14 protein-coding genes are annotated in these 15,390 nt (G+C 45.5%); 8 read left to right on the top strand and 6 right to left on the bottom strand.

What is annotated here, in order from left to right:
* Nucleotides 1-132 precede the first annotated feature (132 nt).
* From Q4Q50_RS04005 to Q4Q50_RS03985, 5 genes are all read left to right on the top strand, one after another.
* Nucleotides 133-2,205: a heme lyase CcmF/NrfE family subunit gene (locus tag Q4Q50_RS04005; protein WP_268649840.1), complete on the top strand. Its 2,073-nt coding sequence runs from the start codon at nucleotides 133-135 to the stop codon at nucleotides 2,203-2,205.
* Complete coding sequence (locus tag Q4Q50_RS04000; protein WP_311898510.1) at nucleotides 2,205-2,618, top strand: cytochrome c-type biogenesis protein; 414 nt, start codon at nucleotides 2,205-2,207, stop codon at nucleotides 2,616-2,618. Before Q4Q50_RS04005 ends, Q4Q50_RS04000 begins: the two co-directional genes overlap by 1 nt.
* Nucleotides 2,619-2,653: 35 nt before the next feature.
* The gene (locus Q4Q50_RS03995) at nucleotides 2,654-3,238 is read left to right on the top strand and encodes a TlpA family protein disulfide reductase (RefSeq protein ID WP_012090334.1); all 585 of its coding nucleotides are present in this window, start codon (nucleotides 2,654-2,656) and stop codon (nucleotides 3,236-3,238) included.
* A 194-nt stretch (nucleotides 3,239-3,432) separates the two neighbouring features.
* Complete coding sequence (locus tag Q4Q50_RS03990; protein ID WP_311898508.1) at nucleotides 3,433-4,011, top strand: nucleoside triphosphate pyrophosphohydrolase family protein; 579 nt, start codon at nucleotides 3,433-3,435, stop codon at nucleotides 4,009-4,011.
* 123 nt (nucleotides 4,012-4,134) lie between these two features.
* Nucleotides 4,135-4,431, top strand: coding sequence for a helix-hairpin-helix domain-containing protein (locus Q4Q50_RS03985; RefSeq protein WP_311898507.1), 297 nt, complete (start codon nucleotides 4,135-4,137; stop codon nucleotides 4,429-4,431).
* Here the strand turns inward: Q4Q50_RS03985 and Q4Q50_RS03980 are convergent.
* From Q4Q50_RS03980 to Q4Q50_RS03965, 4 genes are all read right to left on the bottom strand, one after another.
* A complete protein-coding gene (locus Q4Q50_RS03980; protein WP_311898506.1) occupies nucleotides 4,428-5,516 on the bottom strand; it encodes an AI-2E family transporter in 1,089 nt (362 codons plus the stop codon). The genes Q4Q50_RS03985 and Q4Q50_RS03980 overlap by 4 nt on opposite strands.
* A gap of 151 nt (nucleotides 5,517-5,667) precedes the next feature.
* Nucleotides 5,668-6,846, bottom strand: coding sequence for a hypothetical protein (locus Q4Q50_RS03975; RefSeq protein ID WP_311898505.1), 1,179 nt, complete (start codon nucleotides 6,844-6,846; stop codon nucleotides 5,668-5,670).
* Nucleotides 6,847-6,978: 132 nt separating this feature from the next.
* The gene (locus Q4Q50_RS03970) at nucleotides 6,979-8,028 is read right to left on the bottom strand and encodes an NAD(P)H-dependent flavin oxidoreductase (RefSeq protein ID WP_311898503.1); all 1,050 of its coding nucleotides are present in this window, start codon (nucleotides 8,026-8,028) and stop codon (nucleotides 6,979-6,981) included.
* Between the two features lie 34 nt (nucleotides 8,029-8,062).
* Nucleotides 8,063-8,458, bottom strand: coding sequence for a VOC family protein (locus Q4Q50_RS03965; RefSeq protein ID WP_219234784.1), 396 nt, complete (start codon nucleotides 8,456-8,458; stop codon nucleotides 8,063-8,065).
* A 332-nt stretch (nucleotides 8,459-8,790) separates the two neighbouring features.
* Between Q4Q50_RS03965 and torT the strand changes: the two genes are divergently transcribed.
* Nucleotides 8,791-9,873, top strand: coding sequence for a TMAO reductase system periplasmic protein TorT (torT, locus tag Q4Q50_RS03960; protein WP_311898501.1), 1,083 nt, complete (start codon nucleotides 8,791-8,793; stop codon nucleotides 9,871-9,873).
* On the opposite strand, the gene ubiA is transcribed toward torT, so the two are convergent.
* Nucleotides 9,870-10,730, bottom strand: a complete 861-nt coding sequence (gene ubiA / locus Q4Q50_RS03955) for a 4-hydroxybenzoate octaprenyltransferase (RefSeq protein WP_012197690.1) — start codon at nucleotides 10,728-10,730, stop codon at nucleotides 9,870-9,872. The genes torT and ubiA overlap by 4 nt on opposite strands.
* Before the next feature lie 138 nt (nucleotides 10,731-10,868).
* Nucleotides 10,869-13,037: a DNA helicase II gene (gene uvrD, locus Q4Q50_RS03950; protein ID WP_106648281.1), complete on the bottom strand. Its 2,169-nt coding sequence runs from the start codon at nucleotides 13,035-13,037 to the stop codon at nucleotides 10,869-10,871.
* 720 nt (nucleotides 13,038-13,757) lie between these two features.
* On the opposite strand from uvrD, the gene Q4Q50_RS03945 reads away from it, so the two are divergent.
* Together Q4Q50_RS03945 and Q4Q50_RS03940 are read left to right on the top strand one after the other, a co-directional pair.
* Nucleotides 13,758-14,636 carry a restriction endonuclease gene (locus tag Q4Q50_RS03945; protein WP_311898498.1) on the top strand — a complete coding sequence of 293 codons (879 nt, stop codon included), beginning with the start codon at nucleotides 13,758-13,760 and terminating at the stop codon, nucleotides 14,634-14,636.
* A 132-nt stretch (nucleotides 14,637-14,768) separates the two neighbouring features.
* A complete protein-coding gene (locus Q4Q50_RS03940) occupies nucleotides 14,769-15,194 on the top strand; it encodes a GNAT family N-acetyltransferase (protein ID WP_311898497.1) in 426 nt (141 codons plus the stop codon).
* Nucleotides 15,195-15,390: the final 196 nt, after the last annotated feature.

Raw genomic sequence — 15,390 nt, 5'->3', positions numbered from 1 at the left:
ACTCAATATCCAATTTAGCCAGGCAACAATAAAAATAAATAAGTTAGTAGCGATTAACCGCTAAAAAAGTTAACCCATTATTAATTCCAGAATTAATGCGATTCGACAACCAATGCTATGCAGGAAATATCTATGACAAATATGATTCCAGAGCTAGGGCACATATTGCTGATCATGAGTACTGTGTTGGCATTATTGTCGGCTAGTCATCATTTAATCGGTAGCTACCGGAATAACTTTTACCTAATCAGCTTTGGCAATAAATTATTCTACGCTCTCTTTTTTACCTTACTGGCAGCATTATTTAGCTTAATTTTTAGCTTTATTACCGATAACTTTTCAGTCGCCTATGTTGCCAATCATTCTAATAGTCAGCTCGCCCTCGGTTATAAAATCGCGGCGGTGTGGGGCAGCCACGAAGGCTCAATGTTATTTTGGGTGTTCGCCATTGCCCTGTGGGGTGCGGTGATCAATTGGCGTCAAGCAACGAATAAGGTTAATCTCGATAGTGCCAGTTTACAGGCTGATAGGGCTTACTTTGGCAGAGTTCTCGCTATTTTGGCCTTAGTGATCCTCGGCTTTAATTTGTTTTTACTCTTTACCTCCAATCCCTTTGCCCGCTTACTCCCAAACATTCCAGTCGAAGGACGCGACCTTAACCCCATATTGCAGGACATTGGCTTAATACTGCATCCACCAATGCTGTTTTTAGGTTATGTCGGGCTAACGGTTTGCTTTGCCGCAGCACTGGCATCACTCATTGGGGGCAAATTACCTGCTCGCCACCTCGATTACCTTCGCCCTTGGGTGTTACTGGCGTGGATTTTCCTTACAGGTGGCAATGCCTTTGGTTCTTGGTGGGCCTATAACGAACTGGGCTGGGGCGGATGGTGGTTTTGGGACCCTGTAGAAAACGCCTCATTTATCCCTTGGCTTGTCGCTACAGCATTAGTCCATTCCATTGTTCTGACGAAACGCACTAATGGCTTTCAAATCACAACATTGCTGCTGTGCCTATTAGCTTTCTCACTCAGTTTGCTGGGCAGCTTTTTGGTACGTTCCGGCATAGTGCAATCGGTGCATGCCTTTGCCGCTGATCCTACCCGTGGTATGTCAATCCTCTGTTTATTAATACTTTTTGTTAGCGCAGCTCTGCTCACCTTTGCACTTAAAGCCAATAACTTCAGACACTCAGTTCGGCATAGCATTTTCAGTAAAGAAACGCTGTTGCTACTCGGTATTGTAATATTAGTCGTAGCGGCATTTTCCGTTCTACTCGGTACCTTCTATCCCTTGCTCTATGAATTACTTGGTTTAGGTACACTCTCTGTCGGTGCCCCTTATTTTAATGCGATCTTTGTGCCTCTGACATTCTTACTCGTACTCTTGATGGGCGTCGCCCCTTTAGCTGGTTGGCAAAAAGCATCCAAAGCTCAAGTTAAGCCTTTGATCATACCCGGTGCACTGATCTTAACTGCAGCTCTGTGGATAAGCTTACAAGCAGCAACTGGCAACAATTTATTTCTATTACTTGGCACTGCAGCAGCGCTTTGGTTACTCGTTTGCTTATTATTAACATTGATAGCAGCATTAGGATTAAAAAATAAAAATCACCAAAATAAACAGCCTGTTAAAGAAAATATAAATACAGCTAAGCCTCTCCCTAAACGACGCCTCATGGCCATGCTGCTTGCTCATTTAGGCGTGGCTGTAACTATAATAGGTGCGACGGCCGTCTCTTTCTTTGAACAAGAAGCCCTGCTAAGAATGGGCCCAGGCCAAGGTAAGCCGTTAGCGGGTTATGTCTTAGTTTATGAAAGTACCGAGAATATCGAGACCAAGAGTTTTACTGCGATTCAAGCCAATATCAGTATCCGTGATGCAGCCCAAGATGAGCTGGTACTAGGTTATATCACCCCACAACGACAAACCTTCAAAAGCAATGCCATGGAAATGTCCCATGCTGGTATTGATCACGGCCTATGGCGGGATATTTATGTCTCGATGGGATTGCAACTTAGTGATAACGAATACCTGATCCGCATCAGCTATAAACCCCTTGCCAGTTGGATCTGGCTTGGGGCACTGCTAATGATGTTAGGTGGAACTGTCGCCGCTTGGCCTACTCGCAGCCTGAGTTATTACCCGAAACCAGCAGCCTTACCTAACTCATCCCATTCATTGCAAAGGGAAATGCTTGCCTAATGAATCCATTATTTCGCTCACCTTACCTCAGTGCTTTTATCTGGTTGCTTTTTACCACGCTGTTTCTAGGCGGGACTGCATTCCTCGCTATGGCGCAAGAGCAACCTGTCTCTAACACTGCTCATCAACAACAAGCTATGGATATCAGTAAACTGCTTCGCTGTCCTATGGCAACAAATCTAAGCTTGTTTGAATCACAAGCCCCTATCGCACATGAGCTTAAAGCTCAAATTTTTTCCATGTTAGAACAAGGAGATAGCCAAGATGAAATCATTTTTTTTATGGTACAGCGCTATGGTGAAAAAATTCGTTATCAACCCGAACTGAAAGGCTCTACGGTCGCACTTTGGTTTGGCCCGCTACTCTTGCTATTACTCGGTGTAGGTATTTGCCTTGGACTCATTAAGCGCTGAGCACTGAGTTCCCTATCTCAAATTAAGGATTCACCATGAAACTATGCTCTATGCGACTCATTCTGCTATGCAGTTTTGTCCTGTTAAACAACTCAGTCCAAGCCCATTCATTACAGAATAAGCTTTACGACACTGGCGAAGCGATTCCTAAACCTAGGGTAATGACAGGCTTCGTTGAAATGCAGCACGCACGCGGCGTACCGGATGTGCCTTTCATTGATGAAGCGGGAAAAACTCAAACCCTAAAACAACATCAAGGTAAACTGGTTCTCGTTAATCTTTGGGCAACTTGGTGCGCCCCCTGCCTGCGTGAAATCCCAGAGCTTCAACATCTTAAACAAGAATATCAAGGGAAAAATATCGCCATAGTCCCAATCTCCATCGATGAGGAACCTAAGGATGTGCGACCTTTCCTCACTCAACATAATTTTAGCGACTACCAAACTTGGTTCGATCCAACACAAAACATAGAACAGATCATTCCTGCAAACGTCGTTCCTGCGACGTATTTTTTTGATGCTAAAGGTAATCTTGTTGGTTTCGTACGCGGATATCTCGATTGGGGCGATAAAGACGTCATCCCTTATCTTGATAAATTAATCACAAAATACGGCCAGTAATCATTTTGTACTAAAAAGCCAGTTTACATCTCCGTTCGGTAGCCCACCCTACATTTGCCGAAACCCGCTGCACCCGAATTTGCAGCGGGTATTTTTTACACTTAAGAGCAAATACCTGAACTTTGTATTCTACGGCGCATTTCTTTAAAATTGCCGCCAACTACTTATTGTTTATTGATCCCAAGGCTATCCAGATGAAACTCACCCGCTTAACTCAACCTATTTATGACCACTTGTACCGTGATATTAGTGAGTTTCGTAGCACCTTCGACCTAGCCGTCAACGATGCCAGCTCATTGGATGATAAGGCCGACACCTTACATACTTCGTTGATTATTGAAGAGTTAACTGAACTTGCCGAAGCCGATAGCCGTATCGAACAGGCCGATGCCATAGTCGATTCTGTATACGTATTAATGGGCCGTCTAGTGCACTTAGGCGCGCAAGCAATGACGGATAGACTCGAAATCAGTTACCTGATTGACTTGTTGCTTTGCGTGGCTCAAAACCGTGAAATCGACTTTATTAGCTGCTGGGATGAAGTCCACTCGAGCAATATGAGTAAAGTGTGCCGTAACGAGCAAGAACTGGCCGAGACCATTGCCTTCTATGCCAAACAAGGTGTTGAAATTGTCGGTAGTCAGCAAGGTGATTTCATCATAGCCAAATGCGCTAAAGATGTGGAAATGGCAGGTAAAGTGGTTCGCCAAGGTAAGGTACTAAAATCGGTTTACTACCGCCCTGCAGATCTGACTACACTGGTTAAAGCCTAGATTTGATAGCTTTGTTTAGAGCCTGTTATTTACAGGCTCTTATTTCGCCAAGGTAATTATCTCGCCAGAGCGATTATCCAGCAGTAATGACTTTTCAGCGTGTGTTTTAACGAGGCAATCCGTATGAATCCTGCGAAAGTCGTGCGTGCCGAGGTTAAGCAATTAACTGATTTACCCAATATTGGCAAAGCCTGTGCGGCGGATTTACGTTTGCTTGGCATAGATAAGCCTGAGCAGCTGTTAGATAGAAACCCCTACGAGCTGTATCAAACCCTGTGTAACAAAACGGGCCAGCGACACGACCCATGCATGATCGATGTGTTTATCTCCATCACCCGTTTTATGGCGGGCGAAGATGCTAAACCTTGGTGGTTTTACACCGATGAGCGCAAAAATGCCTTAGGGCAGACTAAACCTTAACTTTTAGCTCCCGCCTGTTTATCACTTTGTATTATTTCAGGTTCTTCCCTTAACCACTCACGCCAGATAGCAACTAACAGCGCCATCAACACGGGGCCGACAAACAAACCGACAAATCCCATGGTTTTCACGCCGCCGATCAACCCGAAAAAAGTCGGTAAGAAAGGCAATTTAATCGGCCCACCGACAAGATTAGGCCTTAAGGTTTTATCGACAATAAACAGCTCTATGCTGCCCCAAAGGAACAAGCCGACGCCCGCCGTCATATCGCCAGTGCCAACAAGATAGAGTGAAATCAAGGTAAACATGGTTGGCGCGCCGCCGGGAATCAAGGCCATAAAGGCGGTTAACACCCCAAAAGCCACGGCCGATGGCACACCCGCAATCCAATAGGCAATCCCCAGCACTATGCCCTCACCAATCGCGATAAGCGTCATGCCGATCACCGTCGAACTGACCGTAGCTGGCACCACACGGGAGAAGCTATGCCAGCGGGCGGGCAATACTCGCTCGCCGACAATATCTAACTGTTTGGCCACTTGCTCGCCATCTTTATAGAGGAAAAACAACGTGATCAACATAAAAAGTAAGGTCAGTAGCAGGCCTAGTGTGTTCCAGCCCAATTGCAGCACCCAACGGGAAATGCCACTCAGGTTCTGACCACTGATGGCACTGATAATTTTGCCTAGCTCGTGGGGTTCACCGATAAATTGCTGCCATTGCAGGGTTAACCATTCACCCATCCAAGGTAAATCTTTGATCCACAAGGGCACGGGCGAACCATGTTGGTTAGTAAACACCAACCAATCAACCCAAGTTCTAATTTCTTGTAACGCATAGGAAAATACAAACACCAGCGGGATAATCAGCCCGAGCACAATACAACATAGGGCAATGGTTGCCGCCAACGCCGAACGACCACCGCATTTTGCCAATAGTTTTTGATAAAGAGGCCAACTCGAAAAACACACAATCAATGCAGCTAAGGCGGGCACTAAAAAATCGATAAAAAAGAATACGCCAGCACACAAGAGCAAAACCAACAAACTACGACCAATAGCGGCATTACTGAAAATCGGCGTCATAGTGGTACAGCTCCCAAAAACTTAGATAATTAAACAATAGGCTATACGACATTGAGCGCGCAAATACACTCTTATAAACGCTAAGCAGACTAACTCAGATTGGTCGATAAATCATCTAATTAGCATGTGATTTCATGGTTATAAATCTATTCTAAGAAACTTTTTTGTAATTTTGGAGTATGCCCAATGCATCAGCTAACACTTGGGGTTCATCCACTACTAAATTGATCACAGTTAACGGCTCAGGCAATTGTCCCATGCCGCCATAATAAGTTTGGGGCCGCTTAAAAATCAGCTGCACATTCGCGGTATCACCGCGGCCTATCGTCAATATTTCTGTTGCATTGATTGCAGTTGAATCACCTACCGATTTCCCCCCCATTTGCTGTGGCTGTACATGAGTCACAAATGCCCCAAATTTCAGTTCACTTATCTGGGTTAAATCAATCGCCATAAAACCCCAGATACCATTATTGATAATGAGCTTACCTTCCCTTTGATACAGGGAGTAATAACGACTGATTCGGTAATTGGCTGCGATTAATACCACTGAATATAAGATCAAACCAGAAACGAATACGGCAGCAATATGACTCACATCATCGAGTAGTATGTAACTCAGTGTGGAGGCCGCGATTAAACACATTATGATGACTAAAGCATGCCAAGGTTGGGCACTCAGTAGCTTAAGCGGTGTGATCGATGCTGGGTGGCGACGGGAAAAATAAGGGATAGCGTAATACCAACTCGCGGGTTCAGTAGCGAGTATTAAACCTAAGGTCAGCTTCTTATCGTCAGGCATTTGATTCTTTGGCATATCAGTGTTTGATGCGCCCTCAATATTAAGCGTTCTAAGTTCATTTGCCCCATTACCCAGCTCTTGCTCCACAGTGGCAGCATATTGAGCAATGATCGCTAATCTTGGATCGCCTGAAGCCTTCCTCGCCTGCCACAATCCCTTAATAATACTCACCATCAAGTACAATTCGATGAGCAGTAATACCGCGATAATAGGGAAACGCAGCCAAGCGATAAACTCGAAATACTCTGCAATTTGAGGAGGGTAGCTGAGGCGAGCCATGAGGCTGCTCAAACTGAGAATGACTAATATTTTCCAGCTTTTTTGCGCACCAATTTTGATAATCCAATACCAATAAAGCAGAGGTAACAACACAAAATATAGTGCACTGACGACAGCCAAAGACAACTGCTCACTTGTTTGCGTTAACTGTTCTGGCAGTAAATTAAACCCAAGCCAATACACAATAATCATCAAAATGAGAAAATAAATTCGATATTTAGCTGGGCGTCTTAGTCGAATTTTTAGCATTTAACATCCTTGTCAGTTGATCTAGCCAAGCCTATGCGATAGTAAAAACCCAAAAAAGTAGCTTGGCTTATCAATAACATGATGGATAAAACCATGAATACAATGCTGGCTTAAAAACGCTCAAACTGATCATTAGACCATCAAACCTAACGCCAATTGCCTCGTCAGCTCTGCGGCGGGAATAGCCTGACAGCCTGTTACATTTTGGCCACACCAAAGTGGGCTAAAATCACCAAATCCTTGTCGCTCCGCCGCAGCTCTTAAGCCTGCAACTGCCGAGGATGCCAAGGGGAAATCTGGCACAGCCTCATTTATCGGCCCCATCTCGGCCATAAAACGGTTCACTATGCCACGGGCGGGGCGACCGGAAAATAAGTTAGTCAGAGCCGTATGTTGCGCCGCCTCACTCTGCAGGGCGGCACGGTGAATATCACTGGTGGTGCATTCAGGACAAAGTAAATAGGCCGTCCCCACTTGCACCGCCGAAGCGCCCATCGCCATAGCGGCACGCACGGTTTTGGCATCGACTATGCCACCCGCTGCAATAACAGGAATATCCACGGCGGCGATGATTTGCGGCAATAAACTAAAAGTGCCGAGCTGCTCGGTTAAATCATCGGATAAAAAATGTCCCCTATGGCCGCCCGCTGCTAAACCCTGCGCAATAATGGCATCTACGCCGCGCGCTTCTAACCAGAGCGCTTCTTCCACTGTGGTCGCCGTCGAGATGATCTTAGAACCCCAAGACTTTATCTCCAGCAGCAAATCTTCATTCGGTAAACCAAAGTGAAAACTCACCACCTCAGGTTTAAATTTAGCTAACACTTCAGCCTGAGCACTCGTGTAGGGCGCGCGTTGTGCTCCCGCAGTTTGGGTATCAGGATGGATACTTAGCTCAGCAAAATAAGGCGCGAGTTGCTTGAGCCATGCAGCTTGTTTCGCCGCTTGCGGTTCGGGCTCGTGATGACAAAAGAAGTTTACATTGATGGGCTTAGTCGTCTGGGCGCGGATCTGTGTCAACGCGGCATCTAAGGCTTCGAGGGATAACATGGCGCAGGGCAAAGATCCCAACGCACCCGCTTGCGACACAGCTATCGCTAAGGCACTGCCCTGAACACCCGCCATCGGCGCTTGAATAATTGGCAATTCGATTCCAAATAATCGGGTTAACTGGCACGGCATACATCACCTCCTTTGACTGGTTATCACTTGACGATCAATCCTGATATGGCCCTGCGGCTAAACGCTGGGAGATCCACCACAAATTACCCACGGGATCACGCACTCCACCTTGGCGATCGCCATAGGGCATATTCGCCACTTCCATCACTAATTCACCCGCAGCGGCGAGTGCCTGAGCCACCATTTTATCGGCATTTTCCACATATAAATAATAAGATGCGGGCATAGGCGGAAAAGCTTCACTCGCCTCACTCAACATAAATAAACAGTCGCCGATTTGCATCTGTGCATTAGCTATTTTGCCATCAGCCCGACGGGAAATATGTAGCGCTTTAGCATCAAAGGCTTGCTGTAAAAAAACCACTAAACTATCGGCATCAGCGATCATCATATACGGGCTAACCCGTGCAAATCCTGACGGAATAAACATAACGATTCCTTGTTACCTAAGCATGAAATTGATCATAAAAAACCACTATAAGCCAATGACTATAGACTAAGCACTATGGCAAAAACCAGCTGTGGCAATTAAGCCTTAAGCGTGAAATGTAAACTTAAGCATTCAGTGAACAAGTCAAAGCGTAAAGCCTGCTAATGTAAGAGGGCCCTACAATTTCAACCACTCTGCAGCCCATCATAAAAGTGCCATAACACTTCATGGCACTGGTTATTAAGAATAAATCAGCTTTATTTAGCATCGACTTAGCAACTATGGATCATTCATCTATGCTTAATCTATTGTTAACTTAACATGATGATCCTATGCACTTTACTGCATTCTTCGCTTACTCCCTCAGGATTTGCCTCACCTTAATCCTCTATAGTTTCGCCTTTGCAGTGCAGGCAGCTTGGTATCCCGCCGATGTGATTGCCGACGGTCAAAAGACCCTCTACACGCCACTCGCTAAGGCCAATCAAGCATGGCGGATCTGCGCCTTACTTCCCCATGGTAAAGATCAATATTGGTGGGGCGTTGCCTTTGGATTATCACAAGAAGCCGAGCGCCAAGGCGTAACGCTCGGCATTTATGATGCTGGTGGATATGACAAGATTGAGCAGCAAAAACAGCAACTTCATGATTGTTATGCACTCAAGGCTCAAGCTTATATTATTGCCGCCAATACCGCTGACGGACTGATTGCGGATATTGAACAACTCAGCGCTGCGGGCATTCCGGTTATCGATTTAGTCAATGGTATCGCGACCGACAAACTCACGAGTCGCTCCTTAGTCAGCTTTGAAGATATGTCCGTTGCGGCGACAGAATATATTGCGGCGCAGCAGCGAGAAGCTATCAATCAGGAGTCACCTAAGCTTAAGGTGGCGTGGTTTCCTGGGCCTAAGGGTGCATCTTGGGTGATGGCGGCGGAACAAGGATTTAGACGGGCGGCAGCTAAACAAGAGTTCGACACAATTGAAGGCGGTTACGGTACGACGGAGTTATTTGTTCAAGCGGATTTGGTGCGAAAAGTACTTGCAAAACAAAGCGTAGATTATGTAATTGCCAATGCGGTGGCGGCCACGTTCGCGGCGCGCTTTTTAGATGGACGCCGGAATCAAACCGGCAAAGTCATCGCATTTTACTCTAATGCGCAAACTATAGAATTAGTGCAGAAAAAGCAGCTACTCGCGACAGTCAGTGACTCACCGGTATTGCAGGCTCGCATTGCTATCGATCTGGCGGTGCGCGCACTCGAAGGTGCGCCTTATCCCCGCAGAGTGAGCCCTGTTATCAAGGTCATCTCCCAAGACAACATCCACCAAATCGATTTAGAACAAATATTAGCGCCGGAAAATCAATGGATGATCCATCAAGATCTGCCCAGCGTAAACGGTACTCGTTAAATCAAATAGTCCGCACCCAGCCCAACAAATAAGGCTAAACCTGCCCAGTTATTATTGAGGAAGGCTTTAAAACAAGGGGCTCGTTCACGATCAAAAATCAGCATTTGCTGGTAAGTACTAAAACCGACAAAAGTCAGTATGCCTAAACCATACAGCAAACCACGGTCAGCGCTCCAACCGGCGGCGATAAAACAAGCCAAGGCGGCAAGCTGAAATAACCCTATGATTTGGCGATCATATTTACCAAACAAAATCGCAGTAGATTTAATACCCACTTTTAGATCATCGTCCCTATCGACCATGGCATACATAGTGTCGTAGGCGACAGTCCAACACCAATTGGCGGCAAATAACCACCAAGCCTCCATCGGCACTTCACCCGTTTGTGCGGCGTAAGCCATAGGGATAGACCAACTCCACACTATGCCTAAAAACATCTGCGGCATGTTGGTGATACGTTTAGTGAAGGGGTAAATAATCGTGAGGATAATGCCAACAACGGATAGTTTAACGACTAATCCATTGAGTAATAAGACTAAACCAAAAGCGGATAAACCTAAAATGACGAACAGTATCAGCGCTTCTTTGGTGCTGATTTCGCCACTGGCTAGCGGGCGTGATCGAGTGCGTTCAACAAAAGAATCGAGATCGCGATCGGCATAGTCGTTAATAATGCAGCCACAGGCACGCATGATCACTACGCCAATAATGAAGATAACCAAGACCTTAAGATCCGGCATGCCACCCGCAGCTAACATTAGCGCCATCAAACATGGCCACAGCAATAATAGCGTACCTATGGGGCGGTCGATTCGAGTAAGACGGGAATACACATCCCACTTTTGCTTTAAATTCATTAACTAGGTACTCCCAATACCCTCAAGTTTCCACTCGTTTTCAGGCTTAGCATCATATACCCATGCTTCTCCCGATGCGAATTCATCCCCTAAAAGCGTGTCACAAAAAGCTGACATTTATCGCGATGATGGCAGTAATCACAGCGCTTCTAAACGAGCGTAAGCCACGACTAACCACTTGCTGCCAAAGTCAGTAAAGCTGACTTGCACGCGCCCTTGGGCACCGCTGCCCTCAAAGTTGGTCACCTTGCCTTCACCAAATTTAGGGTGATTGACTCGTTGGCCGACGTTAAAACCGGTATCGTTTGTGGCAGCTGACTTTTGGGTGCTAAAACGATTATTCGCCATTGGGGTTGAAACCTGCGCCTTGAGGCGGATTTCATCCACATATTGCGGTGGGATCTCTTTGATAAAACGCGATGGCCGGGCATAATCTTCTCGGCCATAAATACGGCGCGATTCCGCATAGGTAATGTAGAGTTTTTCCATCGCGCGGGTCATGCCCACATAGCAGAGGCGGCGTTCTTCATCGAGTCTATCGCCCTCTTCGAGTGCCATTTTACTCGGGAAGATCCCTTCTTCGACACCCGCCATGAACACCATAGTGAACTCTAGCCCTTTGGCAGAATGCAGCGTCATTAGCTGCACCGCATCGGTAAAGGCATCGGCTTGGCCTTCGCCTGCTTCGAGCGCCGCGTGGGAGAGAAAACCATTAAGTTCGCCCATGTCCTCCAGCTCTTCTGGCAGCTCAAAAGTACGCGCCGCTGTGACTAATTCTTCTAAGTTTTCGATTCTAGCGTGGGCTTTTTCACCCTTTTCGGCTTCATACATGGCCTTAAGACCCGAAGCTTGGATCACAGTATCGGCCATGCGATACAGCACCATATCTTGAGTGTCTTCACGCATGGTCATGATTAAGTCCATGAAACCACGCACAGAATTTGCTGCGCGGCCCGCGAGCACTTTCTCGTCGAGCAAACGCACACTTGCCTGCCACAAGGTTAATTCATGCTGACGCGCAGTTGAGCGCAAAATATCCAAAGTGCGATCGCCAATGCCACGGGGCGGTGTGTTAACCACACGCTCAAAAGCCGCATCGTCGTCTTTGTTATTTATCAGCCGCAGGTAACCCATGGCATCTTTAATTTCTTGGCGTTCGAAGAAGCGTAAACCGCCGTAGATTCGATAAGCTAAGCCTTTGTGTAATAAGGCTTCTTCCAATACCCGCGACTGAGCGTTAGAACGATATAAAATCGCACAATCGCTGAGATTGCCACCCTTTTCGTGCCAATCATTAATTCGACCGACAATAAAGCGCGCCTCGTCCATTTCATTAAAGGCGCAATAGAGCGAAATTGGATCGCCATCGGCTTCATCCGTCCACAACTCTTTGCCCATACGTTCTGGGTTATTAGCGATTAAGGCGTTGGAAGCTTTAAGAATATTGCCCTTAGAGCGATAGTTTTGCTCGAGACGAATCGTAGTCGCACTCGGGAAATCTTTTAAGAATCTATGTAAGTTTTCAACCTGAGCGCCGCGCCAGCCGTAAATCGATTGGTCGTCATCACCGACTATCATCACATTGGCAGTTTGACCGGCGAGCACACGGATCCACGCATATTGGATCGCGTTGGTATCTTGAAACTCGTCCACCAAAATATGCTTAAATCTGTCCTGATAATGGGCCAACAAGTGCGGCTTATTGAGCCATAACTCATGGGCGCGTAATAGAATTTCGGCAAAATCGACTAAACCAGCGCGATCACAAGACTCTTGGTAAACCTGATAGATTTTTAACAGATTTTGCTCAAGCGGAAAACCGCCCGCATCGATATGTTTAGGGCGTAATCCTTGGTCTTTTTTACCATTGATATAACCCTGAGCTTGGCGTGGAGGATATTGTTTCTCATCCAAATTCAAGCTTTTAAGAATACGTTTGATCAAACGCACTTGATCGTCAGAATCGAGGATTTGGAAGCTTTGCGGTAAACCCGCATCTTGGAAGTGAGTGCGCAACAAGCGATGCGCCAAGCCGTGGAAAGTGCCAATCCACATGCGGCCCATATTAGTGCCAGCGACTTTTTCAACTCGCTCGCGCATCTCAGCCGCAGCTTTATTGGTAAATGTCACCGCGAGAATCGAGTAAGGACTCTGCTGTTCAACCTGCATCAGCCACGCAATGCGGTGGGTCAACACCCGAGTTTTACCACTGCCCGCGCCCGCCAACACTAACATGCTAGATTGCGGTGCCGCGACAGCCTCGCGCTGCTTATCATTCAGGCCGTCTAGTAAAGAAGATACGTCCATTCTCGCCTCCAAAAAATCGAGGAGGCATTATAACAGAAGAAAACTCGACTGCGCGCTTGATCCTCAAGACAAGAGCCACAAGACGAATGACAAGTTGCCGCATCTTGCTTTGCGCTTGTGTTGTAATGACGACATTGATTAAGCACTGTCATTCACGCAATACTTGTGGGCGGGAATCCAGCTTTTCGGTAACAGAACTTTGTTTTTAGGGTAGGAATTGAACAAATACAAGGCTGTATTAATGACTCATAGAGAGGGTGTTCATCATTCTGTTTCAACGATTAAGCACTGTCATTCCAGTGACACGCCATTAACTCATCCCTGAGGGCTCGACGACGGCATCCATGCCGTCAACGGTCACTTACATGACAGTGCTTAATCTTACCAACCCCGATAGTAATCTGAACCCTTTCTTACGAGCATACACTCTGTAAATTTAAAGATGGTAGCTAGTTAATTTCTTGGAACCCTACCTTGTAAGCCTTTTTGTTGCTAAGTGACTTTTCGTTACTTGAACACTGAACAAAAGTGAATTAAGTTATTGTTTTATATTGAGCGTTCAGATTTATCGGCATCATTCTTACCCATTTACATGGATGTGGCAGCGGACAAGTCCAACAAGCGATTTATCCACTGCAAACAGCGCAGCGCATAAATACTAAGACGTTAGGCAGGTATCGAAATCGATGCTTATATACTAAGAAAAAATAAGGATTATTTATGACTACATATTCACTTAAAAGGCTAGATTTCGATTTGCTAGATTACATCTTTGAAATGGGAGGCGGGTATGTTTTAGATTTCTCTAATCAAACGTACTCTGAGTTTTTTAATGATGAGCTAGGAATAAACATCGACGATGATAGGTTCTGCGATACAGGTACAAGTAAAGGGAAGAGGCTGCGCAGTTATTTAAAAAAATCTGAAACAGAAGAAGTTTTGAGAGTGCTAGCTTCGTTGTGGGAGTATCGAGAGACTAAACGGAAACGAGCGAGCATCGACGAGAAAAAACCAGAGTTAGTATCAGAGTTTAATGAACTCTTGGTTCGCCTTGGCGGGAAAGCCCCAGTGAATAATAGTAAATCATCATTCGTTCCGTATGATGAAGCAATTGATGAAAGTACAGCCAAAGAATTACTGGAAGCTCTGATGCAACTGGCAGCAATGGATCCTCATCCTAGAGGTTACGCGTTTGAATCTTTCCTTAAAAATCTTTTTGATGTAAGCGGGATGTCTGGTAGAGCATCTTTCCGTTTGCTCGGCGAGCAAATTGACGGGAGCTTTGAGTTTGATGGGGAAACATATCTTCTTGAGGCAAAATGGACCAATTTGCCGGTAAACGCTGCTGATTTACGTTCCTTTAACGCTAAAGTTCAAGATAAAGCAGCTTGGTCAAGAGGCTTATTCGTGAGTAATAGTGGTTTTACTGAAGAAGGATTACATGCGTTTGGTCGGGGAAACAGTCTAGTTTGCATGGATGGCCTAGATTTGAGTGAAATGTTAATGAGAAAAATCGGATTTAAGAGCGTTCTATCAAAGAAAGTCCGTCGTGCAGCTGAAACAGGCAAACCATTTGTACGGCTACGCGATCTTATTTAGTAAAGTAAAATACTTAACAAGCGCATTAAACCTGACATTTCAAATTGTCCAATTTTTTGCAAAGAACAAGACGCAAAAAACGTCCAACATGTTCCGCAGCTTATGCGGGCGTTAGTGCTAAATAAGGTTCACATGCAATTTAAATTTATCAAAGCAACAGCCCAAGATTGGGACTATTTGTTTGACCTGAGAAAAATGACAATGGTTGAGCACCTTGAAAAGTCTGGGCAATTCCTTTCTGAAGAGGAACACCAGTTTAGATTAAAAAACGCCTACGAATACTCGCACTTAATTATTTACGACAAGAGCGTTGTTGGTACATTACAGTTCCGCGAATTTGAAGATAAGGTAGAAATTATGCAGCTTCAAATTCACCCTAATAACCAAGGAAAAGGTTTAGGTAGTCTAGTGTTAAAGCAAGTTTTAGAAACTTCAAAACCCAAGTATCTTGAACTAACAGTTTTAAAAGAAAATCGGGCGCTTAATTTATACAAAAGGCTCGACTTTAAAATTTTTGACGAAGACCAATTTGAATATTTTATGTGTACAGAGCACTAACAAGTCGCTGTAGTATTAATAGAGTGTGACACTGGAATGACTATGCTTAATCACTGCTACCTTCAACAGATAGATCAGCAGCGGAGCTCTGCCCCAAACCCCTTATCGATGAGAATAACTTTAGGTAGCGGCGGATCGCGGTTAGAATACTCACCCTGTTTTTCTTGGTTACTTTTTCGGAAACCAGTTTATCAAG

It is taken from the genome of Shewanella scandinavica, assembly GCF_031932065.1.
GTDB classification, from domain to species: Bacteria; Pseudomonadota; Gammaproteobacteria; order Enterobacterales; family Shewanellaceae; genus Shewanella; species Shewanella baltica.
The sequence above is the reverse complement of the archived record's forward strand: the minus strand, read 5'-3'. Positions and strand labels throughout refer to the sequence as shown.

What these genes read in the sequence shown, in the direction of transcription:
- Q4Q50_RS04005 (WP_268649840.1), top strand. Translation starts at nt 133, where the DNA reads ATGACAAATATGATTCCAGAGCTAGGGCACATATTGCTGATCATGAGT.
- Q4Q50_RS04000 (WP_311898510.1), top strand. Translation starts at nt 2,205, where the DNA reads ATGAATCCATTATTTCGCTCACCTTACCTCAGTGCTTTTATCTGGTTG.
- Q4Q50_RS03995 (WP_012090334.1), top strand. Translation starts at nt 2,654, where the DNA reads ATGAAACTATGCTCTATGCGACTCATTCTGCTATGCAGTTTTGTCCTG.
- Q4Q50_RS03990 (WP_311898508.1), top strand. Translation starts at nt 3,433, where the DNA reads ATGAAACTCACCCGCTTAACTCAACCTATTTATGACCACTTGTACCGT.
- Q4Q50_RS03985 (WP_311898507.1), top strand. Translation starts at nt 4,135, where the DNA reads ATGAATCCTGCGAAAGTCGTGCGTGCCGAGGTTAAGCAATTAACTGAT.
- Q4Q50_RS03980 (WP_311898506.1), bottom strand. Translation starts at nt 5,516, where the DNA reads ATGACGCCGATTTTCAGTAATGCCGCTATTGGTCGTAGTTTGTTGGTT.
- Q4Q50_RS03975 (WP_311898505.1), bottom strand. Translation starts at nt 6,846, where the DNA reads ATGCTAAAAATTCGACTAAGACGCCCAGCTAAATATCGAATTTATTTT.
- Q4Q50_RS03970 (WP_311898503.1), bottom strand. Translation starts at nt 8,028, where the DNA reads ATGCCGTGCCAGTTAACCCGATTATTTGGAATCGAATTGCCAATTATT.
- Q4Q50_RS03965 (WP_219234784.1), bottom strand. Translation starts at nt 8,458, where the DNA reads ATGTTTATTCCGTCAGGATTTGCACGGGTTAGCCCGTATATGATGATC.
- torT (WP_311898501.1), top strand. Translation starts at nt 8,791, where the DNA reads ATGCACTTTACTGCATTCTTCGCTTACTCCCTCAGGATTTGCCTCACC.
- ubiA (WP_012197690.1), bottom strand. Translation starts at nt 10,730, where the DNA reads ATGAATTTAAAGCAAAAGTGGGATGTGTATTCCCGTCTTACTCGAATC.
- uvrD (WP_106648281.1), bottom strand. Translation starts at nt 13,037, where the DNA reads ATGGACGTATCTTCTTTACTAGACGGCCTGAATGATAAGCAGCGCGAG.
- Q4Q50_RS03945 (WP_311898498.1), top strand. Translation starts at nt 13,758, where the DNA reads ATGACTACATATTCACTTAAAAGGCTAGATTTCGATTTGCTAGATTAC.
- Q4Q50_RS03940 (WP_311898497.1), top strand. Translation starts at nt 14,769, where the DNA reads ATGCAATTTAAATTTATCAAAGCAACAGCCCAAGATTGGGACTATTTG.